This window comes from Salmonella sp. 741265073_HBA, from assembly GCF_046569105.1.
In the GTDB taxonomy this organism is placed as follows: domain Bacteria; phylum Pseudomonadota; class Gammaproteobacteria; order Enterobacterales; family Enterobacteriaceae; genus Salmonella; species Salmonella enterica.
In genome coordinates this window covers 15,802-39,493 of sequence record NZ_JBKFRY010000006.1, presented here as the reverse complement: position 1 = coordinate 39,493, position 23,692 = coordinate 15,802, and the positions used below count along the sequence as shown (strand labels likewise).

Here is a 23,692-nt window from a genome sequence, read left to right as displayed (position 1 = left end):
TTCGATGTAATGCGAATGTAATGCTAAACTGCATTACACATTCGATTTTACTGGAGGCATAATGGCCACGCTGAACGTCCGTCTGGATGACAAACTCAAAAATGAGGCTTATGCCGTGCTGGAAAAACTGAACATTACTCCAACGGAAGCCGTGCGATTACTGTTCCAGTACGTCGCGGAAACGGGGCGCATGCCAGTGAAAACCGTCACTCTTAGCGACAGTGAGGATGCACTGATTCAGACAGTTCGGGAGAGGCTGTCTAGCCCGCAAAAGGGAATCAAGGTTAGTCTGGATGACTTATGAACTGGAATTCGACCCGAGGGCCTTAAAAGAGTGGCATAAGCTGGGCGATACGGTGAAGGCTCAGCTTAAGAAAAAGTTGGCTGATGTGCTATTGAACCCCAGAATCGACTCTGCCCGTTTAAACGGTCTTCCTGACTGCTATAAAATTAAGCTTAAATCGTCCGGTTATCGTCTGGTGTACCAGGTTCGGGATGACGTTGTGATTGTGTTTGTTGTCGCGGTCGGCAAGCGAGAACATTCAGCCGTCTATCACGATGCAAACAAACGGCTTTAGCGATCAACGCAAATGATGCACTACCTGGTTGCTGCTACCGCGCCAGATAAGCGCTGGGTCTTTCAGATCCTGCACAAATTTGCCATCGACCAGCACGTTGATGAGATCGACCACCTGCATCTGTGCGGCGTTGAGTTCATCGAGCTTGTAGCCGGTCCACACCCAGATATCTTTCCCCGGGCACTCCGCGTGGATGCGTTGTACCAGTGCCAGGATATCCGGTACGTTTTGCGGATGCAGCGGATCGCCGCCCGACAGCGAGATCCCCTGACGGTGAATGCGCGTGTCGTTCAGATCGGCAATGATCTTATCTTCCATCTCTTTGGTAAACGGCTGGCCGGAGTTCAGCCGCCAGGTGCTTTTGTTATAGCAGCCAGGGCATTCATGCACGCACCCTGACACAAACAGGGTGCAGCGGGTGCCGGGGCCGTTAACGATGTCTACGGGGTAGTATTGGTGAAAGTTCATGTTTCCTCGTTGCATTTGGCGCTGTAGCGGCGTTGGCCGCTCTTACTTACCCAGGTCACTTACTTATGTAAGCTCCCTGGGATTCGTTCGTTTGCCGCCTTGCTACAACACCAACTGCTTAGAGGAAACTCATGAAATTGGAACTATAGCCAGCGGTTGTAGGCCGGATAAGGTGTTTACACCGCCATCCGGCATTTACGCATTGCAAACGGAGGATTAACCTATCTGCCCATTGCCTAAATGCTTCACGCGGCGCTTCACTTCTTCCTGCTTGCCGGCGTTAAACGGACGCGCGTCCGGGCTGCCTAAATAACCGCACACGCGGCGGGTGACCGAGACGCGCGCGGCGTCGTGGTTGCCGCATTTCGGGCAGGTGAAACCTTTACTGGTACATTCGAACTCGCCGGTAAAGCCGCACTCGTAACATTCATCGATCGGCGTGTTGGTGCCGTAATACGGTACATGCTGATAGCTGTAATCCCAGACATCTTCCAGCGCTTTCAGGTTGTGCTGAATGTTCGGGTATTCGCCGTAGCAAATGAAACCCCCGTTCGCCAGCGGCGGATACGGCGCTTCGAAATCGATTTTGTCGTACGGGTTGACCTTCTTCTCCACGTCGAGGTGGAAGCTGTTGGTGTAGTAACCTTTATCGGTTACGCCCGGCACCACGCCGAACTCGGCGGTATCCAGACGGCAGAAGCGGTCACAGAGGTTTTCACTTGGCGTGCTGTACAGACTAAAGCCGTAGCCGGTCTCTTCTTTCCACTGATCCACGGCCTGGCGCAGACGCTCCACGATCGCGATGCCTTTAGCGCGAAGCTGCTCGCTGTCGTACAGGTGCTCGCCGCCGAACAGCGCATTAATGGTTTCATGGATACCAATGTAGCCCAGAGAGATGGACGCACGACCATTTTTAAAGATTTCAGACACGTCGTCGTCCGCTTTCAGCCGCACGCCGCAGGCGCCTTCCATATACAGGATAGGCGCGACGCGGGCTTTCACGCCTTCAAGGCGGGCGATACGGGTCATCAGCGCCTTCCGCGCCAGCGCCAGACGTTCATCCAGCAGTTTCCAGAATGCGGTTTCGTCGCCTTTTGCTTCCAGCGCGATGCGCGGCAGGTTAAGGCTAATCACGCCCAGGTTGTTACGCCCGTCGTGGATCTGCTCGCCGTTTTCGTTCTCCCACACGCCGAGGAAGCTGCGGCAGCCCATTGGCGTTTTGAACGAACCGGTGACTTTGACTACCTGATCGTAGTTGAGGATGTCCGGATACATGCGCTTGCTCGCGCACTCCAGCGCCAGTTGTTTAATGTCGTAGTTCGGATCGCCAAACTTGTGGTTCAAACCGTCGCGGATAGCGAAGACCAGTTTCGGGAACACGGCGGTTTTGCGATTTTTACCCAGACCGGCGATACGGTTACGCAAAATAGACGCCTGGATCAGACGCGACTCCCAACTGGTGCCGAGGCCAAAACCAAAGGTCACGAAAGGCGTCTGGCCGTTAGCGGTGTGCAGCGTGTTAACTTCGTACTCCAGCGACTGGAAGGCGTCGTAGCACTCTTTTTCGGTGCGAGAACGCGCATACCCTTCGGCATCCGGGATCTGCCACTCATCGGCGGTTTTGCGGTGCTTGTTATAGCTTTCGGTGACAAACGGCGCCAGCACTTCGTCGATACGGTTAATGGTGGTGCCGCCATAAATATGGCTGGCGACCTGCGCGATAATCTGCGCAGTAACGGCAGTGGCGGTAGAGATAGATTTTGGCGGTTCGATCTCGGCGTTACCCATCTTAAAGCCCTGGGTCAACATGCCTTTCAGGTCGATCAACATACAGTTGAACATCGGGAAGAACGGCGAATAGTCGAGATCGTGATAGTGGATATCGCCGCGCTCATGCGCTTGTACTACGTCACGCGGCAACAGGTGCTGGCGGGCATAGTGTTTGGCGACAATCCCGGCCAGCAAATCGCGCTGGGTGGGAATGACTTTACTGTCTTTGTTGGCGTTTTCATTGAGCAACGCGGAGTTAGTTTGCTCTACCAGGCCGCGAATTTCCTGGTTCAGACGACCACGCTTTTCACGCTGAATGTCGCGATCGTGACGGTATTCGATGTAGGCGCGGGCAAGCTGTTTGTACGGGCCGGACATCAGTTGGTTTTCAACCGCAGTTTGGATCTCGTTAATATCCACCTGACTGCGCGCGTTCATTTGGCTGCTAACGACTTCTGCGACGGTGGCACAGTAATCTGCGTCATCGACTCCCGCTGCTTTAGCTGCACGTAGAATGGCTTCCTTAATGCGCTCTGATTTGAATGGCACTTTACAGCCATCTCGTTTCATCACATGCGGTGTCATGATCACTCCATATTTGTAAGAACAGGTTATCCACAGAGGCCGGGGAAGCCATAACAGGTTTATTCATCTCTTTTCCAATGACTTCCCGCAATCCTGACCCAGGTTATCCACAATTCACCTTGTGTCGAGTGAACGGGTGTTGTAGCAATTGTAGTCAATTAATACAACATATTGGGGCGGCGTGCATTTTAAAGTCTATATGTAGTGATTTGCATCAAGGATGTTTGCAATTTTATTGATGTAGAACAAGGTAAAAATCAGAGCGTACAGATGGCGGGCGCTGTAGCGTTTGTAAAAGATAGCAAGAAAAATCTGATTAATTATTCAACAAAAACAGACAGTAACCAGGAGCAACGCCACAGCCCGTGTCAATAGGCCTGTGGCGTTTATCCGTATAAGGACGTCGCGTTAGCGTTGTAACCACCAGATGGCTTCAAATGGGCGGAGCGTCATCGCCGCTGGCTGGCTGGCGACCTCGCCATAATTGTGCAGTAGCGCCTGCCACTGCCCTTTGATATGCGGCGGATGCCACTCCTGACACTGGTCGCTCAGATTGGCGACGACCAGCAGGGTTTGCCCCTGCCACTGGCGGCGATAACACCATACTGATGGGCTATCCGGGAGGAGATCCTGATAATCGCCCCAGATCAGTACAGGCTGGGTTTTACGTAGCGCAATCAGCTTTTGATAGGTGTAAAACACTGAGTTTTCATCGCGTAATGCCGCCGCGACGTTAACCTCCGTATAGTTATCGCACAGGCTTATCCACGGCTCGCCCTGGGTGAAACCGGCGTTTTTACCGTTGTCCCACTGCATCGGCGTGCGGCTGTTGTCGCGGGATTTACTGGCCAGGATAGCCAGTAGTTCGTCGGGGTCGCGTCCGGCGGCGCGTAGCGCGGCAAACATGTTATGGCTTTCCACGTCGCGATAATCGGTGATGCGGGTAAAGTGTGGGTTGGTCATGCCGATTTCTTCGCCCTGATAGATATAAGGCGTCCCTTGCATACCGTGCAGCGCCATCGCCAGCATTTTCGCGGCTGGAACCCGGTATTCACCCTCGTCGCCAAAGCGGGAAACGATGCGCGGCTGATCGTGATTACACCAGAATAACGCGTTCCAGGCGACGTTATGCATTCCCTGTTGCCAGTGGCGGAACAACGCTTTCAGCGCCACATAATCAGGTTTTGCCAGCGTCCACTTTTCGCCATTGGGGTAATCCACCTTCAGATGATGAAAATTGAAGGTCATCGAGAGTTCGTCGCCGCTAAGCGCGGCATATTGCTGGCAGTTTTCCAGCGTGGTAGAGGACATTTCGCCTACCGTCATCAGATTACGCGGCGTAAAAACGTCACGGTTCATTTCGCGTAAAAACGTATGCGCGCGCGGTCCGTCGGTATAAAAGCGGCGTCCGTCGCCCGTCGGATCGTCAGGAAAATCCTGATCTTTGGCGATCAGGTTCACCACGTCCAGACGCAGGCCATCCACGCCGCGATCGGCCCAGAATTCGCAGACCTTTTTCAGCTCGGCGCGCACGGCGGGATTTTCCCAGTTCAGGTCGGCCTGTTCAGGCGCGAAAAGGTGTAAATAATATTGTTTGCTCTGGCTATGCCAGCGCCAGGCGCTGCCGCCAAATTTGGATTGCCAGTTATTCGGGCAGACATCCGGCGTGCCATCGCGCCAGATATAAAACTGACGGTATGGGCTCTCTTTGTTCAGCGCTTCGCGAAACCAGGCGTGCTGGGTAGAAGTATGGTTAAACACCATATCCAGGATGATGCGAATACCGCGTGCTTTCGCCTGCGCGACCAGCTCGTCAAAATCATCCAGCGTGCCGTAGGTCGGGTCGATAGCCGTATAATTTGCGACGTCATAACCGTTATCCACCTGCGGCGAGATATAAAACGGTGTGAGCCAGATGGCGTCCACGCCGAGTCGCTGTAGATAGTCAAGGCGCTGCGTGACGCCGCGTAAATCGCCGGTGCCGCTGCCGGTCGTGTCCTGAAAACTTTTTGGGTAGATCTGATAAATAACGCCGTTTTGCCACCAGAGGGGAATAGTCATTGTTGTTTCCTGCAAGTGCGTTGGGACGCAACTGCGCCCCGAAGAAGTATTAGGCAATTTGTAATGTGCCCTGACGATGCTTACGCTGATAGATAAAGGTGGTCAGAATCACCGGGATAACGATCGCGATAACCATCGCCATGCCGTACACCTGCCAGTAGCGCGGCGGTATAGACAGGATACCCGGCAGGCCGCCCACGCCGATACCGTTGGCGATGACGCCGTTCAGACCGCAGAGCAGTCCCGCCAGACCAGAGCCGATCATCGCGCATAGCATCGGAAAACGATACTTCAGGTTGATACCGTACATCGCCGGTTCGGTTACCCCAAGGTAAGCGGAAATGGCGGCAGGAACGGAGATCTCGCGTTCATTGTGTTTACGGCTGGAGATGATGATGCCCACCACGGCGGAGGCCTGCGCGATATTCGACAGCGCAATCAGCGGCCAGACTGGCGTACCGCCCATGCTCTGGATCATCTGCATATCGATAGCGAGCGTTGTCTGGTGGACACCGGTAATGACCAACGGGGCATACAGGAAGCCGAACAGCGCCGCGCCTATCGGGGCGAAACTGCCGGTCATCAGATAACGTACCGCAAAGGCCACGCCGTCGCCGATCATACGACCAAAGGGGCCGATAAAGGTGTGGGCGAGAAAGACGGCCAGTATCAACGAACAAACCGGGACGACGACCAGGTAGAGATAATCCGGTACGATGCGTTTCAACCGCGTTTCAATAAACCCAAGCGCCAGCCCTGCCAGTAGCGCCGGGATAACCTGCGCCTGGTAGCCCACTTTCTCAATGCTAAATACGCCGAAGTTCCAGACGTCCGGCGTTTGCTGGCCCAGCAGATACGCATTCATCAACTGCGGCGACACCAGCGTCACGCCGAGCACGATACCAAGAATCGGCGTGCCGCCCATTTTTTTCACCGCCGACCAGCAGATCCCCACCGGCAGATAGAAAAAGATCGCTTCGCCGATCAACCATAAAAAATCATAAAGCGTTTTTAGCGCCGGATGCATCTGCGCCAGCGTTTGGCCGTTGCTCATCGGCACATCGCCGATCACGTTACGAAAGCCTAAGATCAAACCGCCGCTGATCAACGCCGGTAGTAGCGGAAAGAAGATCTCCGCAAAGTGGGAAATTAACTGCTCATGCCATTTCATGTTCTGGCGAGCGGCTTTTTTGGCCTGCTCTTTATCGGCATACGCTTTGCCGGTGGTCTCCAGCAGCGCGTTATAGTAATCGCCGACTTCGGTGCCGATCACCACCTGAAACTGCCCTGCGTTGGTGAAACAGCCTTTAACCATCGGTAATTGTTCGATCTCTTTTGGCCTGGCGTTCGCGGGCTGGTGGAGCACAAAGCGCAGGCGAGTAATGCAGTGGCTCACCGTGGCTATGTTGTCGCGCCCGCCGACCAGGTCAATCAGCCGGTCGATATCGGCTTGTTTTACTTTGCTCATCGTAAAGCCTCATGGCAGAGGAGATATGTTATGGGTTGGCGCAAGAGTATCTCTTCAACGTTGGTTTAAAAATGGGAACGTTCCCGAAACGCAGCGACGATCACAAATTACTCGTGGTATTCCGTTTAATCAGTCACTCAGGCGAGGGTAGAAGGAATGACGATCCGGCGCGGATCGCAGCGGCCATTGATCTGTTCGATCAGCTGCGAAGCCGCCTGTCGTCCGGCTTCAGCATAGCCAGGATCGACAGTGACGATCTCCGGGTGCAGGAATTTTATCAGCGGCGTGTTCCCGACGCTTGCCAGTTGCAGCGTCTCAATACGTTGCTCCTGTAAATACTTGCTGGCGCCCAACGCCAGCGTATCGGTGGCGCAGACTAACGCGGTGGTATCCGGCATGATGACGCTTGCCGTATGCTCATAACCCTGCTTCATGGCAAGACCGGGCAGGGCGGCGACGGGGTGAAGTTTATGTTTTTTGCAAAACGCCAGGTATGCGTCATGCCGACGTTTGCCGGTGGTAATATCGCTATGGGGAACGCCCAGAAAGCTAATGTTGCGGTGTCCCTGCTCATACAGCCGCTGCATAAGGATATGAATCGCGCCCTCGTCGTCGTAACAGACGGAGGCAAAACCTTGCGCATCTCTTGCCAGCAGCACCAGCGAGGCTTTCCAGGGGGCGATCAACTCTTCTGTGATGCCGGTAAAGCCAAACAGCACCACGCCATCAATGTTACGTCGTCTGAGCATGCCCAGATGTTCCATTACCAGCGTCGGCGAGAACTGACTTTCCATCATAATAGGGTCGTAGCCCTGTTCGTAAAACGCAGGCAGCATGGTCTGAACCGCGAGGTTTTCAGACAACGAATCAAGGCGAGTGACGATAATAGCGACCACTTTATCGCTTTGTCCCCGCATCGCGCGGGCGGAGCGGGACGGAGAGAAACCGTGTTGATTCATCACCGCTTCGACACGCTCGCGGGTACGTTCGCTTACGCCGCTTTCATTGTTAAGCACGCGGGAAACAGTTGATTTCCCTACGCCGCTCAGGCGGGCGATGTCTTTGATAGTGAGCCGGTTTTGCATCCTGTTTTCCCGTGGCGTGACGCTGATGGTGATAAAAAGAGTAACTTTACTCAAGCGAAGGGCAATGGGCAAAGTCTGGTTTATCGTTGGTTTAATTACGTAACGGTATGATACCGCCATAATTGCCACAAAACTTATGGATTTATGAGTATAATCCACGGCGCAAATCGTTTACTTACCGGAGGCGACATGGACCCTGAACCCACCCCTCTCCCGCGATGGAGAATTTTCCTTTTCCGGTAAGCCTGCCTCTGCTGTCTTACCGGTGTGTAAGACAGTGACACAATAACGTCCCTGTTTTTATTTAAACATTGCTCATCGGGCAAGGCTTTGCTGCGCCTGAAGAATTTTCTGCGCCTGACTTCGGCGCGGAGGGATTACCTATGCTAAAAACCATTACCCGCCAGCTTTTTGCCCGGCTTAATCGTCATTTGCCTTATCGTCTGGTTCACCGCGATCCGCTGCCCGGCGCGCAGACCGCGGTAAATGCGACTATCCCGCCTTCGCTGAGCGAGCGCTGTCTGAAAGTCGCGGCAATGGAGCAGGAGACTCTCTGGCGCGTTTTTGATACGCACCCGGAGGGATTAAACGCCGCCGAGGTAACGCGCGCGCGTGAAAAGCATGGCGAAAACCGCCTTCCAGCCCAGAAACCCTCGCCGTGGTGGGTGCATCTGTGGGTATGTTATCGCAATCCTTTCAACATCTTACTTACGATTCTTGGCGGCATCTCTTATGCCACGGAGGATCTGTTTGCCGCAGGCGTTATCGCCCTGATGGTCGGTATCTCAACGCTGCTGAATTTTGTGCAGGAAGCGCGCTCGACGAAAGCAGCGGACGCGCTAAAAGCGATGGTGAGTAATACCGCTACCGTACTGCGGGTTATTAATGAAAATGGCGAAAACGCCTGGCTGGAATTACCCATCGATCAACTGGTGCCCGGCGATATTATTAAGCTGTCGGCGGGGGATATGATCCCGGCGGATTTACGGATTATCCAGGCGCGCGATCTGTTTGTCGCCCAGGCGTCGCTGACCGGCGAATCTCTGCCGGTCGAGAAAGTCGCTGCGACGCGTGAGCCCCGGCAAAATAACCCGCTTGAGTGCGACACGCTGTGCTTTATGGGGACGAACGTCGTGAGCGGAACGGCGCAGGCCGTGGTGATGGCGACCGGCGCCGACACCTGGTTTGGTCAATTGGCGGGGCGCGTTTCGGAACAAGATAACGAGCAGAACGCTTTCCAGAAAGGAATTAGCCGCGTCAGTATGTTGCTGATCCGCTTTATGCTGGTCATGGCGCCGGTAGTACTGATTATTAATGGTTACACGAAAGGTGACTGGTGGGAAGCGGCGCTATTTGCGCTTTCGGTAGCGGTAGGGCTCACCCCGGAAATGTTGCCGATGATCGTCACCTCCACCCTCGCGCGCGGGGCGGTGAAGCTCTCGAAACAGAAAGTTATCGTGAAGCACCTTGATGCGATTCAGAACTTCGGCGCGATGGATATTCTGTGCACCGATAAAACCGGCACACTGACGCAGGACAAAATTGTGCTGGAGAATCATACGGATATTTCTGGTAAGCCCAGCGAGCATGTACTGCATTGCGCCTGGCTGAACAGCCATTATCAGACCGGTCTAAAAAATTTACTGGATACGGCGGTCCTGGAGGGAGTAGACGAAACCGCCGCGCGTCAGCTCTCCGGACGCTGGCAGAAAATCGATGAGATCCCGTTTGATTTTGAGCGTCGCCGGATGTCGGTGGTGGTCGCCGAAGATTCGAACGTGCATCAACTGGTCTGCAAAGGCGCGTTACAGGAGATCCTGAACGTGTGTACTCAGGTGCGCCACAACGGCGATATTGTGCCACTGGACGACAATATGCTGCGCCGGGTGAAACGCGTTACCGACACGCTGAACCGTCAGGGGCTACGCGTGGTCGCAGTCGCGACCAAATACCTGCCTGCGCGTGAGGGCGATTACCAGCGTATCGATGAATCTGACCTGATCCTGGAAGGGTATATTGCTTTTCTCGATCCGCCGAAAGAGACCACCGCGCCGGCGCTGAAAGCGCTGAAGGCGAGCGGAATTACGGTGAAAATTCTCACCGGCGACAGCGAGCTGGTAGCGGCGAAAGTTTGCCATGAAGTTGGGCTGGATGCGGGCGATGTCGTTATTGGCAGTGATATTGAAGGGTTAAGCGACGACGCGCTGGCGGCGCTGGCCGCCCGTACGACGTTGTTTGCGCGTCTGACGCCGATGCATAAAGAGCGCATCGTCACTTTGCTCAAACGCGAGGGGCATGTGGTCGGTTTTATGGGCGACGGGATTAACGATGCCCCGGCGTTGCGGGCGGCGGATATTGGTATCTCGGTAGATGGCGCGGTGGACATCGCCCGTGAAGCCGCCGATATTATCCTGCTGGAAAAGAGCCTGATGGTGCTGGAAGAAGGCGTCATTGAAGGTCGTCGTACTTTTTCTAATATGTTGAAATATATCAAGATGACGGCCAGCTCAAATTTCGGTAACGTGTTTAGCGTGCTGGTAGCGAGCGCCTTTTTGCCGTTCCTGCCAATGCTGCCGCTGCACTTGCTGATTCAAAACCTGCTGTACGATGTATCCCAGGTGGCGATTCCGTTTGATAATGTCGATGAAGAACAAATTCAAAAGCCGCAGCGCTGGAATCCGGCGGATTTGGGGCGCTTTATGGTCTTTTTCGGTCCGATCAGCTCGATTTTCGACATTTTGACCTTTTGTCTGATGTGGTGGGTATTTCATGCGAATACGCCAGAAACGCAAACTTTGTTCCAGTCCGGCTGGTTTGTGGTGGGATTATTGTCGCAAACGCTGATTGTGCATATGATCCGTACCCGCCGTCTGCCGTTTATTCAAAGTCGCGCCGCCTGGCCGCTGATGGCGATGACGTTGTTGGTGATGGTCGTGGGAGTTTCGTTGCCGTTTTCGCCGCTGGCGTCTTACCTGCAGTTGCAGGCGCTGCCGTTAAGCTATTTCCCGTGGCTGATTGCCATTCTGGCGGGCTATATGACGTTAACCCAGTTGGTGAAAGGGTTTTACAGCCGACGTTATGGCTGGCAGTAAGCGTCGAAGTATTGTGCATTATCGGCCTGGATGGCATACCAGGCCGAATAAGCGATAGCGCCATCCGGCCACTATCTATAAACGAGCGTTAGCGACGAACAGCGATCGCTTCAATCTCAATTTTCACGTCTTTCGGCAGACGGGCAACTTCCACGCAGGAACGCGCCGGGAAGGTGGCGTTGTGCTCGGTGAAGAAGGCTTCGTAGGTGGCGTTGACGGTCGCGAAATCGTTCAGGTCTTTCACGAAGACGGTCGTTTTCACAATGTCGCCTACTTTCAGGCCAGCGGCTTCCACGATAGCTTTAACGTTTTCCAGCGACTGACGTGCCTGAGCGGATACGTCTTCCGCTACGGCACCGGTTTTCGGATCGACCGGGATCTGACCGGAAGTGATTACCATGCTACCCAGGTCAACGCCCTGTACGTATGGGCCGATTGCTGCTGGTGCATTTTCCGTCGCAATAGTTTTGCTCATGATTTCTCCTGAATTACAGCGGTAATAGAATGTCCCCGCTCATTATAGGGAGCCGGGATCTCATAACCAACCCAAATTAGTTGGCCAGCACCACATAATGCGAAAACTCTTTTTCACAGTATTTGCATTTGAGGGCGATATCATTGGCGCGTTTTTTCACTGCAAAGCTGGAGGATACCGGTTCCGCGTGGCTGATGCAGTTGCTGTTCGGGCAAACCAGCACATTATTAATACGCTCCGGCAGGCTGGGGCGTGATTTCCCGACTACGTCGTAGTTGTCGATGCGGTTAACGGTGGCCTGCGGCGCGTACAGAGCAAGTTGGTTAACCTGCTCATCGGTGAGGAAGGTGTTTTCTATTTTGATTAAGTCTTTACGCCCCATCTCGCCAGACGGGAGATTCAGACCGATAGTGATTCGCTGATCGGTCTCGGTCAATTTAAACAGACTCAGCAGTTTAAAGCCTACCTGCGCAGGGATATGGTCAATCACGGTGCCGCATTTAATGGCTTCAACCTGCAGTTTGTTATCGTGTGTCATCGCTTTTCTCCCTTACAGACTCAGTTCGCTATTCAGTACCAACGCCAGTAACGCCTGGCGAGCGAAAATACCGTTGCCCGCCTGTTGGAAGTACCAGGCGTGTGGCGTTTTATCCACATCCGTGGTGATTTCATCAATCCGCGGCAGCGGGTGCAGCACTTTCATATTTTCACGCGCGCCGTTCAGGTCGCTGGCGCGCAGAACAAACTGCGCCTTCACATTGGCGTACTCCGACGGGTCGAGACGCTCTTTCTGTACGCGAGTCATATAGAGGATGTCGACGTCGGCCATGACCTCTTCAATAGACCCATGCAGGCTCCAGGCCATTCCTTTTTCATCCAGCATATCCAGAATGTACTGCGGCATCGCCAGCGCGTCCGGCGCGATAAAATAAAAACGGTTGCCGCTAAATTTCGCCAGCGCCTGGGTTAGCGAATGCACGGTGCGGCCATATTTCAGATCGCCGACCATCGCGATATGCAGGTTATCCAGACGGCCCTGTGTTTCCTGGATGGTGAACAGATCCAACAGGGTCTGCGTCGGATGCTGGTTCGAACCGTCGCCCGCATTGAGCACCGGCACCTGACCGGAAAACTCCGTCGCCAGACGTGCCGCGCCTTCTTGCGGATGGCGCATCACAATCGCGTCCACGTAAGTGCTAATCACTGAGATCGTGTCGGCTAACGTTTCTCCTTTTTTCCCCAGCGACGTGTTGGCGCTGTCGGAGAAGCCCACTACGCTGGCGCCCAGGCGATGCATTGAAGTTTCAAACGACAGGCGGGTACGCGTGGAGGCTTCGAAAAAGCAGCTGGCGATCACTTTATGTTTCAATAGCTCCGGCTGCGGGTTGGCTTTTAATTTCGCCGCCGTCGCCAGTACCAGATTAAGATCGTCGCGGCTGAGGTCGTTTATGGAAATGATATGTTTTTGATATAGCGGGTTAGCCATGTTTATCTCCTGACGCCTGGGCAAAAAAAAGCCCCTCAATTGAGGGGCTTGGTATTGGTTTTCAACGGAAAGAAAAACGGCAGGCCTGCGTCCTTTTTCAGACGCGGTAAGACAGAATGTCGTACACACTGAACCATGCTTCCTCCCGGCAAATTGTCCGCGATTATACTCAGCTCTGTTTTGGGATCAAGCGAATTAATGCATGATTTACTTGTCGCAAACGGTTCTTATGAATTTAAATTCATTTTAAGCAAATAATTAATTTGTTTGTGTACCAGCGCCGTGCGCTGAACGACCCGCGGTGCGACCCAGACAATACTGCTACCGGCAACGACGCCGAGAATTTCCGGCAATGCGTGGTAATCCAGAATTCTCGCGACGGCGCGACCATAACCTGCCGCCGTATGGATAAGGATAAATTCGCTATTATGTTCAACGCTGACGACCATTTCAGCTATTGAACGTCCGGCATCCGGCGAAGGACGCCGCTGGGGATTTACGGAATAAATCTTTTGTCCCTTCGTATTTCTGATTTTTATTGCGCCCAGCAGCTTGAGCAGGCGCGAAACCGTAGACTGACTGATACCTTCAAATCCCTCATTTTGTAAATCGCGGCGAATCTCCTCCTGGGACAGGTAACTTTTTTCACTAATCAGGCGCTGACAAACCGCCAGTTGCTGTTGTTCTTTGGCGGAGTAATCATCGTATTCCTTCATAAATGCACCTTATCTTTATTATTAATATCAACGGACTGGCGAAATTCATCACATTTGTCACATCGATTGCGGATCAATCGGGCGGTTTTGCAGGAAAATGAGAAGCCGATCAAAAAAGGTGACGGCGTGCCTGATGGCGCTGTGCTTATCAGTTCTCTCGGATAAGACGCGTCGCCATCTGGCTCGTTACATCATCGCTCCGATGCTCAGTACCGCCATATTCAGCAATGTCAGGATCAGCAACAGCGGCGCGACCCATTTCAGATAGCGGACATAGGGAACCCGCGCGATCGCCAGACCGCCCATGACCACGGCGGAGGTGGGAGTAACCAGGTTCACAATCCCGGAGGCCGACTGGTAGGCGGTTACGACCAAATCCCGCTGTACGTGGGCAAAATCCGCTAACGGCGCCATAATGGGCATTGTCAATACGGCAAGACCGGAAGAGGAGGGCACCAGGAAGGAGAGCAATACTTCCAGCCAGTAGGTTACGTTTATGAAAATGGTGGTAGAGAGGCCGGAAACCAGATTTTCCGCGCTGTGCAAAATAGTATGGGTAATCATACCGTTATCCATGACCACCACAATGCCGCGCGCGATACCAATAATTAGCGCCACGCCGAGCAAATCCCGCGCGCCGTCGATAAAGGTACTGGTGAACGCTTCCTCGCCCATCCGCGTTATCACGCCAACGATAATCGCCGCCGCCAGAAAAACGCCGGAGATTTCCGCCATCCACCAGCCGAGAACCGCCACGCCGTAAATCATCACCGCGAAAGAGGAGGCGAAGATCAGCAGCACCCATTTCCGGGTAGCCGTAAACTCCAGCAGTGTATTGGCGCGATTGCCGAGGAAATGGGCGCGATTTTCCTCCATTTTATCCGCCACGATAGAAAGCTCAGGATGGGCGCGGACTTTGCGCGCATAGCGCATTACCCAAAACACGCACAGTACGTAGCCGACAATTAACAGCAGTACGCGCATCAGCATTCCCTGAGTAAAAGGGATGCCAGCGGCGTTGGCGGCAATGACCGTGGCGAAAGGGTTAATGGTCGAACCGAGCGTGCCTATCCCGGCGCCGAGCAGTACGGTTGCCGCCGCCACTAACGAATCGAAGCGGGCCGCCATCATAACCGGCACCAGCAGCGTGTAGAAGGGCAACGACTCCTCCGCCATGCCATAGATAGTGCCGCCTGCGGCGAACAGCGCCATCAGAATGGGGATCATCCACTCATCTTTGCCGTTGAGTTTGACTGTTACCCGTTCAATACCGGCATCAATCGCCCCCGTTTTATTCACCACCCCCAGAAAGCCGCCGATAATCAAGACAAACAGCGCGACGTCAATGGCGCCGGCGGTGTAGGTTTCGTGGTTATAGAGGCCGTCAATCGGCGCCAGTAAAACAGCGGTAATCCCTTGCGGATGCGCGTCCACGGGGGCATACGTTCCCGCCACCGGCACCTCTTTTCCCAGCGTGGCGTTCATCGCCATTTGGTATTTTCCCGCCGGCACAATCCAGGTCATCACCGCGACCAGGGCAATAAGAATAAACAGGATGGTATAAGCGGTGGGAAATTTAAATTTACCCATGATGTTCTCTCCTGATATCACGGATATGCGCCGCGAGGGCGCATATCCTGTGGGATTAGTCGCCGAGCGTCGCCACCATGACCGCTTTGATGGTGTGCATCCGGTTTTCCGCTTCATCGAAGACTATCGAGCCTGCGGACTCGAACACCTCTTCCGTGACCTCCAGTCCTTTCAGGCCGTAAGCCATTTCGATTTCGCGTCCCACTTTGGTGTGCTCGTTATGGAAGGCGGGCAGGCAGTGCATAAACTTCACATCAGGATTACCGGTGGCGTTTACCACCTGCTGGTTGACCTGATATGGCGTCATCAGACTGACGCGCTCCGCCCAGGCTTCTTTGGGCTCTCCCATCGAGACCCAGACGTCGGTATAGAGGAAATCCACACCGTGAACGCCATCTTCGACGCTCTCCGTTAAGGTGATACGAGCGCCGGTAACGCTGGCGATTTCCCGGCACTGCGCGACCAGCGCGGCATCAGGCCAGAAGGACTTTGGCGCTATCAGGCGGATATCCATGCCCATCTTCGCCGCGCCCACCATCAGCGAGTTGCCCATGTTGTTGCGCGCGTCGCCCAGGTAGGCGAAGCTCAGTTCCGGCAGCGTTTTGCCCGGCGCGTGTTCCAGCATGGTCATCAGATCGGCCAGGATCTGTGTGGGGTGAAATTCATCGGTCAGGCCGTTCCAGACAGGAACGCCCGCGTATTCCCCCAGCTCTTCCACAATGTGTTGACCAAAACCGCGATATTCGATGCCGTCATACATCCGCCCCAGGACGCGAGCAGTATCTTTCATGGACTCTTTATGGCCGATCTGCGAGCCGCTTGGGCCGAGATAAGTCACCTGCGCGCCCTGGTCGAAAGCGGCGACTTCAAACGCGCATCGGGTGCGGGTAGAGGTTTTTTCAAAAATCAGCGCGATGTTTTTGCCGATCAGTGTTTGCTTTTCGCATCCGGCTTTTTTTGCGGCTTTCAGCTCAATAGCCAGATCGATGAGGTGTTGGATTTCCGCCGGGGTGTAGTCAAGCAGCTTCAAAAAGTTACGATTTTTCAGTGAAATAACCATTACAATATCCTTGTTAAAATGAATTGCCTGATGGCGCTGCGCTTATCCGGCCCACGGTTATGCGCGCTCTGTAGGCCGAATAAGGCGGAAGCCGCCATCCGGTAAAAAGCCTTATGCGTCAACGTCGGCGGTTTCACACCGAATCAAAGTGCCTTTCTCGCCCGCGAGAATGGCTTGCCCATCCGCCAGCGAGCCGATTCCGGCAATGCCGCGGCAATGGCTGACAAACTCAGCGCAGGCGGTCACTTTCGGGCCCATCGAACCGGCGTCGAACTGCATTTCACGAAGCAGCTCCGGCGTAACCTGCGCCAGCGGGCGTTGGGTGGGCTTGCCCCAGTCGAGATACACCGCGTCGGCATCGGTCAGAATGAGCAGCGCGTCGGCGTGAATTTGGCTGGCAAGCAGGGCGGCGGATAGATCTTTGTCGATCACCGCCTCGATACCGTGGTAGCCATCGGCTTTTTCCACGACCGGTACGCCGCCGCCGCCGTTACAGATAACCAGGTGATCGCGGCTAATCAGCGCGCGGATGGCATCGTTTTCCACAATGCGTTTCGGCTGCGGGGAGGGCACAACGCGGCGGAAGGCGTTACCGTCGGCTTTGAATACCCAGCCCTTTTCTGCCTGTAACACACGGGCCTGCGCTTCGTCGTAAATGGGGCCGATATATTTGGTTGGATTGAGGAATGCCGGGTCGTTGGCATCGACTTCGACCTGCGTGAGCAGGACGCTGATTTCACGCTCCGGCAGATGATTCTTCAGCGCCTGTTGCAGCATGTAGCCAATCATGCCCTGGCTTTCCGCACCGAGAATATCGAGCGGGTAGGGTGTAACGTTAGCGTAGGCGCTATTTTGTAGCGCCAGCAGTCCTACCTGTGGGCCGTTGCCGTGCACTAACACCACGCGCCATTGCCGCGTAAGGTGGGCGATGGTTCTGGCCGCCAGTTCGATATTTTTACGCTGAATATCAGCCTCCAGCGGTTCGCCGCGTTTGAGCAGCGCATTGCCGCCCAGCGCGACGACCAGTGTGCGTTTGTTTTCCATAACGTCTCCTTTAAATACCATCGCGTTCCAGTGGACAGCTCATGCACCGTGCGCCCCCGCGCCCGCGACCCAGTTCATCGCCGGGAATGGGAAGGACGGTAATGCCGGCTTTGTCGTATTTTTCGTTGGTCCAGATGTTGCGCTCATAGCCCACCACCACGCCGGGACGCAGGGTGAGCACGTTATTGGCGTCATTCCACTGTTCGCGCTCAGCTTCAAATGCGTCGCCGCCAGTGGTGATTAAGCGCACCTGATCGATGCCAAGCGCTTTTTCAAGAGCATGAACCAGCGTGCTCTCCTGGGTTCGTTTCAGACCGCCGCGTCCGTCTGGCGTCAGCGTCCAGCACTGCACGTCCGGGCGAACGACTTCCGGATAGACGGAGAAGGTGTCGATATCAATGTGGGTCATGACGGTGTCAAGGTGCATACAGGAGCGATGTTTTGGCAGTTCAACGGCAATGACGCGTTCCGCCTGACGATGTTTAAACAATGCCTGCGCCAGGAACTCGACACCCTGCGGCGTAGTACGTTCAGACATACCGATCAACACCGCGCCGCGGCCAATCACCAGCACATCGCCGCCCTCTAAAGTGGCGTGGTCGTAATTAATGTCCTCGTCGCCGAAATATTTAATGAAATCACCGCCTGCGAATTGAGGATGCCAGCGATAAATAGCTCGTAAATTATTCGTTTCACGTTGGCGTGCAGGTTTTGCCATGGGGTTAATTGAGACGCCGTTATATATCCAGCAGGACGTGTCACGGGTAAATAGGTGATTCGGTAATGGCTTCATAATAAAGTCATTAATATCGTGAGTATCGACCACCATATTTTTTATGGAGGCGGGGATTTCGCCGTAAGTTAAACCGCCGCTTAAATGGCGAGCCAGTTCACGGTGCGGCATATCCGCCAGCCAGGCGCGAATATCTGCGGCAAAGGTGGGCCCAAGGCGATAATCGGAAATTTGCGTGTCCAGTAGCCAGGCTTTAGCGTCAGCCACATCTAGCGTTTGGGTGAGCAGGTCGGTTAACAGCAACACTTCTATCCCTTGCTGGCGCAGCGTGTTGGCAAAAATGTCATGCTCTTCGCCAGCGCGCTCTACGGATAATACATCGTCAAAAAGTAATTCCTGACAATTTGAAGGGGTAAGTCTTTTTAGGCTGAGATTGGGACGATGCAACATTACGCTGTGTAATTGACCAATTTCAGAACCGACAAAATGCTTTTCCATCATTATACCTTTTACATAATTTCAAGAATAAAGAAGGAGTGGCTGCAAATATTTAGCGTGCTTGCAGTCGCGGCGTTTCAGTTAAATTCGGGAGCAATGATTGAATTTTATTTGGGTTGTTAATGTGATGAGATTCACATCAATCAAGGAGTGCTATTTTTCTTATTTAATATATGAGCCGGGTCAGAGAAATTCAAAAAACAATAAGGCATTAAATGAATTACTACGCAGCTATATGGTTTGTTATTTTTTTATTGTTAATTATTTGTTTGTTGTATTGAATGATATTTAAATCTTAACTTATTGAAAATAAAGTGATTATTTTTAAGTGTTGCATAACTATGCGTGAAGGGGATTTTATTATCGGAGATATTTAAATAATTTAAAAATAACTATGGATAGAGAAGTCATTTATGCAGGGAGAGCGAATTGTGATCGCTAAAACGTTTTTATGTTAACGTCTTTAATATCAAAGCGTTGTTAGTGATGGCGATTTGGCGCCGCTGGGGTTTATGCATAGGTACTGCATAAAGTTGGGCGAACTATTAACAATATATAAACACCGCTGGCGATAAACATGCGCTGGCGCAAAATCGATGAGAGTAAGGGTAGTATGGCAGCCATTTTTCTCGTATAAAGAGAAAAATAAAACGCTGTTTTAACTAAGGGGATGCGATGATTATTGGCAATATTGAACATCTGGAGGCCTGGCTGCCGACGGCGTTACGGCAGGCGATTGAGCACGTCAATGCGCATGTCACGGCAACGACCGCGCCAGGTAAGTATGACATTGACGGCGACAGGCTGTTTTATATGATTTCTGAAAATATGACGGAGCCGGGCGAATCGCGCAGCGCAGAGTATCACGCCCGTTATCTTGATATTCAGATTGTGCTACAAGGTCAGGAAGGGATGGCATTCAGTACCCGGCCTGCGGGAACGCCGCACACTGACTGGCTGGCGGATAAAGACATTGCATTTTTACCGACGAGCGTCGGCGAGAAAACCGTCGTCCTGAACGAAGGTGACTTTGTGGTGTTTTATCCCGGCGAAGTGCATAAGCCCCTGTGCGCGGTGGGAGAACCGGCGCGGGTACGTAAAGCGGTGGTGAAAATGCTGATAGCGTAATATTTTGTGCCGGATGGCGGCGCCTGCACGTTGTGATCTTGTAGGCCAACCGCCATCCGGCATCATAACGACATTATTTAGACAGCGTCGCTACCATTACTGCTTTGATGGTATGCATTCGGTTTTCCGCTTCATCAAAGACAATGCTGGCCGCAGACTCAAAAACCTCGTCGGTCACTTCCATCCCGCCATGTAAACCGTACTCTTCGGCCATTTTTTTGCCGAGCGTGGTTTCGTCATCATGGAACGCAGGCAGACAATGCAGGAACTTAACCTGCGGATTGCCGGTTAACGCCATCATCTGGCTGTTGACCTGATAATCACGCAGCAGGGCAATACGCTCCGCCCATTTCTCTTTGGGTTCGCCCATAGAGACCCAAACATCGGTATAGATAAAATCCGCGCCTTTTACGCCTGAGGCGATATCTTCGGTCAGGGTGATGGCGCCGCCGTTCTTTTTCGCCATGGCGCTGCACTCCGCCACTAACGCGGCTTGCGGCCAGCAGGCTTTTGGCGCGACCAGACGGAGATCCAATCCTGTTAACGCGGCGGCTTCCAGCATGGAGTTACCCATGTTATTACGCGCGTCTCCGGCATAGACCAACGTCATCTCGTTAAAGGCTTTACCCGGCAGATGTTCCTGCATGGTGAGCAGATCCGCCAGTAATTGCGTTGGGTGATACTCATCGGTTAAACCGTTCCATACCGGCACACCGGAATATTCAGCCAGCGTTTCGACGATCTCCTGGCCATATCCTCGATACTGAATACCGTCAAACATCCGGCCCAGGACGCGGGCAGTATCTTTGATGGACTCTTTATGGCCGATCTGGCTCCCGCTGGAACCCAGGTACGTCACGCACGCCCCCTGATCGTATGCGGCAACTTCGAAAGAGCATCGTGTCCGGGTCGAGTCTTTTTCGAAGATGAGCGCAATATTTTTACCCACCAGCTTTTGTTCTTCTTTACCGTTTTTCTTATCGGCTTTCAGTTTGGCGGCAAGCTGCAACAGAGCAGTGAGCTCGCTGGCGGTGAAATCAAGTAACTTTAAAAAAGGTTTTTGGTAAAACGTAGACATACTTCCCTCACATGGCTTAGGCCTCTCATTGAATTAAAATTCACTTTATATGGATGGTTATTCATTTGCAACCCTGTTTGATAAAACTTTTCTCGATAAGGTGGAGGCAACGTCGGCGGTATGTGACAATAAGAGTATCGGCAGGACATCTATGAGGAACGAGCTATGGCAAACCCGGAATTACTGGAAGAGCAGCGTGAAGAAACGCGGTTAATTATTGAAGAGTTACTTGAGGACGGCAGCGATCCGGATGCGCTGTACACTATCGAGCATCACCTTTCCGCTGACGATTTCGAAACGTTGGAAAAGGCCGCGGTAGAAGCCTTTAAACTCGGCTATGAAGTGACGGAGCCGGAAGAGCTGGAAGTGGAAGAGGGCGATACGGTTATTTGTTGCGACATTCTCAGCGAGTGCGCGTTGAACGCCGAACTCATCGACGCTCAGGTTGAGCAACTGATGAACCTGGCGGAAAAATATGATGTCGAATACGACGGCTGGGGAACCTATTTTGAAGACCCTAATGGCGAAGAGGGTGATGACGACGATTATGTCGATGAAGATGACGACGGCGTGCGTCACTAAAGCTGTATAGTATGACGGTACGGCAGCGTCTGCTGTCGTATTTTTTTAACAGGTTACGTATGAATTACCCGCAAATACTCTCTCCGGTGCTTAATTTCCTGCATTGCCCGACGCCGCAGGCGTGGATTGTCCAGGCCCGCGATCCGCAAAATCTTCCTCTTCTGCTTACCGATCACTTGATCTGCGAACTGAAGGCTGCGCAAACCGCGTTGCTGTTGGTGCGTAAATATGTCGCCGATAAATCGGGCGCCGACGCGCTGCTCGCCTGGCTGCAACCTTACGAGGCGTTCGCGTTTCGTCAGGGGCCGGAGCCGGATTTTGTTGCCCTGCATAAACAGATTAGCAAAAGCGCCATGCCGCAAACTGATGACCCCTGGGGTCGTCAGCTTATCGACCGTATGGTGTTATTGATTAAAGAGGAGTTGCACCATTTTTGGCAGGTACGCGAGGTCATGCAGGTCAGAAACATTCCTTATGTGAAAATCACCGCCAGCCGCTACGCGAAAGGAATGTTGAAAGCGGTACGCACGCACGAACCGCTCACCTTAATTGATAAGCTGATTTGCGGGGCGTATATCGAAGCCCGCTCCTGCGAACGTTTTGCCGCTCTGGCGCCCTGGCTGGATGAGGATTTACAGACGTTTTATCTCTCGCTTCTGCGCTCCGAAGCGCGGCATTATCAGGATTACCTGGCGCTGGCGCAGCAGATTTCCGCCGAGGACATTTCTGCGCGCGTGCGCTATTTTGGCGAGGTGGAAGCTGACCTTATCTTGTCGCCAGACCGCGAGTTTCGTTTTCATAGCGGCGTGCCAGCCGCCGGATAACGGGTAAAATTAAAGATTAGCGTTTTTATCTTTTACGCTGTCGCCACCTGCAAAATTTGTGGTGGTCATCCGCCCGGCATCAAGCTGCTGGCGAGCAGGAAAGGTCATTTTCATGATATTCTGTTCTGAGTAAAGCCTGCCAGCGGCAGGCAAAAAAGAACTCACTCAGTGTTATATTCCCGAAAGTTGACCGTGAATAATGCCATTTTTGCATCAACCACTACGGGTTTTTGTGTTGAAATAGTTACTGTTTCACGCCTTTTGACGCTTCAGAGCAGGTCTTGCCAACAAAAGTTTGTTTAATTTTGTTGATGGAGGTTGTTTTATTACCTCCTGCATCGACATCCGATTTCATGGTCATCGCAAATTCTGTATCGCTTATTTTCGTCGTTTCTACAATAGAGTGCGATTTGACATCAGGATTATTACACACAGTCTCATTGATCAGTTTGGTATCCGTACTTTCTACAAATGTTGTCGTGCAACCGCCTGCACTGGTAGAAAAACCCTTCACCATTTTTTTAGAATCTTCAGACATTTTAGGGGTATAACACATAAGCGTCGCTATGCCCGAATTTTTTTCATCCATTAATACTTCTTTTGTATCTGGATTGATGGTGCGCATTTCTATATTTTTCATTCGCCGGGCTGTATATCTAATGCATATACATTAGAGATACTAATAAACATAGCGGGGAAAACAATTGCTGATAATAGGCGTTTCATTTATAACTTCCTTGAATAATAAGTGATTCCCGGATAACAGGATGTTTCCGGGATTACTTATATCAGCAAAAATAATACCTGGCGAGGATAAATAAACGCCTGGTTTTCAGAGATCCTTTAACATCCTCACTTCGCAATCGACATGTCCGGTGCAGCCGAGCGGTTCGCTAATATGCTCAAATCCTAAACGTTCGTATAGCGCAATCGCCTCGCGTAAAAAAGCCGTTGTTTCCAGATAGCAGCGTTTAAAACCCTGTTCACGGGCATGATCCAGCGCCATCAGCGCCAGCTTTTTCGCCAGCCCCTGACCACGAATCATCGGTAAAAAATACATTTTTTGCAGTTCACAAATGTCTGGTTCGCTACAGGATAACGGCGCCACGCCGCCGCCGCCCACCACACAACCGTTTTGCTCTACCACCCAGTAGGCCGCGCCCGGTTGGCTATAAACCTGATACAGTTCATCCAGATTGGGGTCGGCAACGGTATAACCTTTATCGGCGGTAAGTCCGTATTCCGCTGAAACCTGACGGATGACACGGGCAATAGCGGCATTGTCGGCGGTAGTGATTCGGCGCACCGTGAGCGTTGGCGAGGCGACATTATTCATAATATGGCTCAATTTTTAAAATTTATTTATAGATT

General features: G+C 52.8%; 24 protein-coding genes and 2 pseudogenes. 8 read left to right on the top strand and 18 right to left on the bottom strand.

Going from position 1 to position 23,692, the window contains the following annotated elements:
- Window positions 1-61 precede the first annotated feature (61 nt).
- Together ACLD3P_RS10400 and ACLD3P_RS10395 are read left to right on the top strand one after the other, a co-directional pair.
- Window positions 62-304: a type II toxin-antitoxin system RelB/DinJ family antitoxin gene (locus tag ACLD3P_RS10400; protein WP_000212724.1), complete on the top strand. Its 243-nt coding sequence runs from the start codon at window positions 62-64 to the stop codon at window positions 302-304.
- Window positions 294-578 carry a type II toxin-antitoxin system RelE family toxin gene (locus tag ACLD3P_RS10395; RefSeq protein ID WP_000220578.1) on the top strand — a complete coding sequence of 95 codons (285 nt, stop codon included), beginning with the start codon at window positions 294-296 and terminating at the stop codon, window positions 576-578. Before ACLD3P_RS10400 ends, ACLD3P_RS10395 begins: the two co-directional genes overlap by 11 nt.
- Window positions 579-581: 3 nt before the next feature.
- Here the strand turns inward: ACLD3P_RS10395 and nrdG are convergent, their stop codons facing one another.
- The 5 genes from nrdG to treR all read right to left on the bottom strand — a co-directional run bounded on the left by nrdG (window position 582) and on the right by treR (window position 8,015).
- A complete protein-coding gene (nrdG, locus tag ACLD3P_RS10390) occupies window positions 582-1,046 on the bottom strand; it encodes an anaerobic ribonucleoside-triphosphate reductase-activating protein (RefSeq protein ID WP_001009173.1) in 465 nt (154 codons plus the stop codon).
- Between the two features lie 216 nt (window positions 1,047-1,262).
- Window positions 1,263-3,401: an anaerobic ribonucleoside-triphosphate reductase gene (gene nrdD, locus ACLD3P_RS10385; RefSeq protein ID WP_000187821.1), complete on the bottom strand. Its 2,139-nt coding sequence runs from the start codon at window positions 3,399-3,401 to the stop codon at window positions 1,263-1,265.
- A 408-nt stretch (window positions 3,402-3,809) separates the two neighbouring features.
- Complete coding sequence (gene treC / locus ACLD3P_RS10380; protein ID WP_131046671.1) at window positions 3,810-5,462, bottom strand: alpha,alpha-phosphotrehalase; 1,653 nt, start codon at window positions 5,460-5,462, stop codon at window positions 3,810-3,812.
- A gap of 49 nt (window positions 5,463-5,511) precedes the next feature.
- Window positions 5,512-6,930, bottom strand: coding sequence for a PTS trehalose transporter subunit IIBC (gene treB, locus ACLD3P_RS10375; RefSeq protein WP_131046670.1), 1,419 nt, complete (start codon window positions 6,928-6,930; stop codon window positions 5,512-5,514).
- A gap of 137 nt (window positions 6,931-7,067) precedes the next feature.
- Entirely contained in the window at window positions 7,068-8,015 is a 948-nt protein-coding gene (treR, locus tag ACLD3P_RS10370; protein WP_001181297.1) for a trehalose operon repressor TreR, read from the bottom strand.
- Window positions 8,016-8,159: 144 nt separating this feature from the next.
- Between treR and mgtL the strand changes: the two genes are divergently transcribed.
- Window positions 8,160-8,258 carry a mgtA regulatory leader peptide MgtL gene (gene mgtL / locus ACLD3P_RS10365; protein WP_131046669.1) on the top strand — a complete coding sequence of 33 codons (99 nt, stop codon included), beginning with the start codon at window positions 8,160-8,162 and terminating at the stop codon, window positions 8,256-8,258.
- Window positions 8,259-8,398: 140 nt separating this feature from the next.
- The gene (mgtA, locus tag ACLD3P_RS10360) at window positions 8,399-11,107 is read left to right on the top strand and encodes a magnesium-translocating P-type ATPase (RefSeq protein ID WP_031617833.1); all 2,709 of its coding nucleotides are present in this window, start codon (window positions 8,399-8,401) and stop codon (window positions 11,105-11,107) included.
- Between the two features lie 88 nt (window positions 11,108-11,195).
- Here the strand turns inward: mgtA and ridA are convergent, their stop codons facing one another.
- From ridA to pyrL, 4 genes are all read right to left on the bottom strand, one after another.
- Window positions 11,196-11,582: a 2-iminobutanoate/2-iminopropanoate deaminase gene (gene ridA / locus ACLD3P_RS10355; RefSeq protein WP_000047544.1), complete on the bottom strand. Its 387-nt coding sequence runs from the start codon at window positions 11,580-11,582 to the stop codon at window positions 11,196-11,198.
- Window positions 11,583-11,658: 76 nt separating this feature from the next.
- Window positions 11,659-12,120, bottom strand: a complete 462-nt coding sequence (pyrI, locus tag ACLD3P_RS10350; RefSeq protein WP_000148567.1) for an aspartate carbamoyltransferase regulatory subunit — start codon at window positions 12,118-12,120, stop codon at window positions 11,659-11,661.
- A gap of 12 nt (window positions 12,121-12,132) precedes the next feature.
- Window positions 12,133-13,068: an aspartate carbamoyltransferase gene (gene pyrB / locus ACLD3P_RS10345; protein WP_000013055.1), complete on the bottom strand. Its 936-nt coding sequence runs from the start codon at window positions 13,066-13,068 to the stop codon at window positions 12,133-12,135.
- A gap of 35 nt (window positions 13,069-13,103) precedes the next feature.
- A complete protein-coding gene (gene pyrL, locus ACLD3P_RS10340) occupies window positions 13,104-13,205 on the bottom strand; it encodes a pyr operon leader peptide (protein ID WP_000249504.1) in 102 nt (33 codons plus the stop codon).
- On the opposite strand from pyrL, the pseudogene ACLD3P_RS10335 reads away from it, so the two are divergent.
- Window positions 13,185-13,326, top strand: a pseudogene (locus ACLD3P_RS10335) (hypothetical protein). The gene pyrL and the pseudogene ACLD3P_RS10335 sit on opposite strands and share 21 nt — an antisense overlap.
- On the opposite strand, the gene ACLD3P_RS10330 reads toward ACLD3P_RS10335, so the two are convergent.
- The 5 genes from ACLD3P_RS10330 to arcA all read right to left on the bottom strand — a co-directional run bounded on the left by ACLD3P_RS10330 (window position 13,296) and on the right by arcA (window position 18,709).
- Window positions 13,296-13,784 (bottom strand): arginine repressor, encoded by a 489-nt coding sequence (locus tag ACLD3P_RS10330; protein WP_000666051.1) that lies wholly within the window; start codon window positions 13,782-13,784, stop codon window positions 13,296-13,298. The pseudogene ACLD3P_RS10335 and the gene ACLD3P_RS10330 sit on opposite strands and share 31 nt — an antisense overlap.
- A gap of 186 nt (window positions 13,785-13,970) precedes the next feature.
- Entirely contained in the window at window positions 13,971-15,374 is a 1,404-nt protein-coding gene (locus ACLD3P_RS10325) for a YfcC family protein (protein ID WP_131046668.1), read from the bottom strand.
- Window positions 15,375-15,429: 55 nt separating this feature from the next.
- Window positions 15,430-16,434 carry an ornithine carbamoyltransferase gene (argF, locus tag ACLD3P_RS10320; protein ID WP_000237031.1) on the bottom strand — a complete coding sequence of 335 codons (1,005 nt, stop codon included), beginning with the start codon at window positions 16,432-16,434 and terminating at the stop codon, window positions 15,430-15,432.
- Between the two features lie 111 nt (window positions 16,435-16,545).
- Window positions 16,546-17,478, bottom strand: coding sequence for a carbamate kinase (gene arcC, locus ACLD3P_RS10315; protein ID WP_411006511.1), 933 nt, complete (start codon window positions 17,476-17,478; stop codon window positions 16,546-16,548).
- A 10-nt stretch (window positions 17,479-17,488) separates the two neighbouring features.
- Window positions 17,489-18,709 carry an arginine deiminase gene (arcA, locus tag ACLD3P_RS10310; protein ID WP_024797433.1) on the bottom strand — a complete coding sequence of 407 codons (1,221 nt, stop codon included), beginning with the start codon at window positions 18,707-18,709 and terminating at the stop codon, window positions 17,489-17,491.
- Window positions 18,710-19,384: 675 nt separating this feature from the next.
- Here arcA and ACLD3P_RS10305 point away from each other — a divergent pair.
- The gene (locus ACLD3P_RS10305) at window positions 19,385-19,837 is read left to right on the top strand and encodes a YhcH/YjgK/YiaL family protein (protein WP_001647361.1); all 453 of its coding nucleotides are present in this window, start codon (window positions 19,385-19,387) and stop codon (window positions 19,835-19,837) included.
- 73 nt (window positions 19,838-19,910) lie between these two features.
- Here ACLD3P_RS10305 and argF (ACLD3P_RS10300) read toward each other — a convergent pair whose 3' ends face one another.
- Together argF (ACLD3P_RS10300) and argL are read right to left on the bottom strand one after the other, a co-directional pair.
- Complete coding sequence (gene argF / locus ACLD3P_RS10300) at window positions 19,911-20,915, bottom strand: ornithine carbamoyltransferase (protein WP_138019746.1); 1,005 nt, start codon at window positions 20,913-20,915, stop codon at window positions 19,911-19,913.
- Window positions 20,885-20,980 carry a putative translational regulatory protein ArgL gene (gene argL, locus ACLD3P_RS10295; RefSeq protein ID WP_223148976.1) on the bottom strand — a complete coding sequence of 32 codons (96 nt, stop codon included), beginning with the start codon at window positions 20,978-20,980 and terminating at the stop codon, window positions 20,885-20,887. Before argL ends, argF (ACLD3P_RS10300) begins: the two co-directional genes overlap by 31 nt.
- 100 nt (window positions 20,981-21,080) lie before the next feature.
- On the opposite strand from argL, the gene rraB reads away from it, so the two are divergent.
- Window positions 21,081-21,497, top strand: coding sequence for a ribonuclease E inhibitor RraB (gene rraB / locus ACLD3P_RS10290; RefSeq protein ID WP_000002940.1), 417 nt, complete (start codon window positions 21,081-21,083; stop codon window positions 21,495-21,497).
- 11 nt (window positions 21,498-21,508) lie between these two features.
- Entirely contained in the window at window positions 21,509-22,321 is an 813-nt protein-coding gene (gene miaE, locus ACLD3P_RS10285) for a tRNA isopentenyl-2-thiomethyl-A-37 hydroxylase MiaE (RefSeq protein WP_316987437.1), read from the top strand.
- A gap of 244 nt (window positions 22,322-22,565) precedes the next feature.
- Here the strand turns inward: miaE and ACLD3P_RS10280 are convergent.
- Both ACLD3P_RS10280 and ACLD3P_RS10275 read right to left on the bottom strand, forming a co-directional pair.
- Window positions 22,566-23,047: pseudogene (locus ACLD3P_RS10280) on the bottom strand (DUF3617 domain-containing protein).
- A 106-nt stretch (window positions 23,048-23,153) separates the two neighbouring features.
- Complete coding sequence (locus ACLD3P_RS10275) at window positions 23,154-23,657, bottom strand: GNAT family N-acetyltransferase (protein WP_024797435.1); 504 nt, start codon at window positions 23,655-23,657, stop codon at window positions 23,154-23,156.
- Window positions 23,658-23,692: the final 35 nt, after the last annotated feature.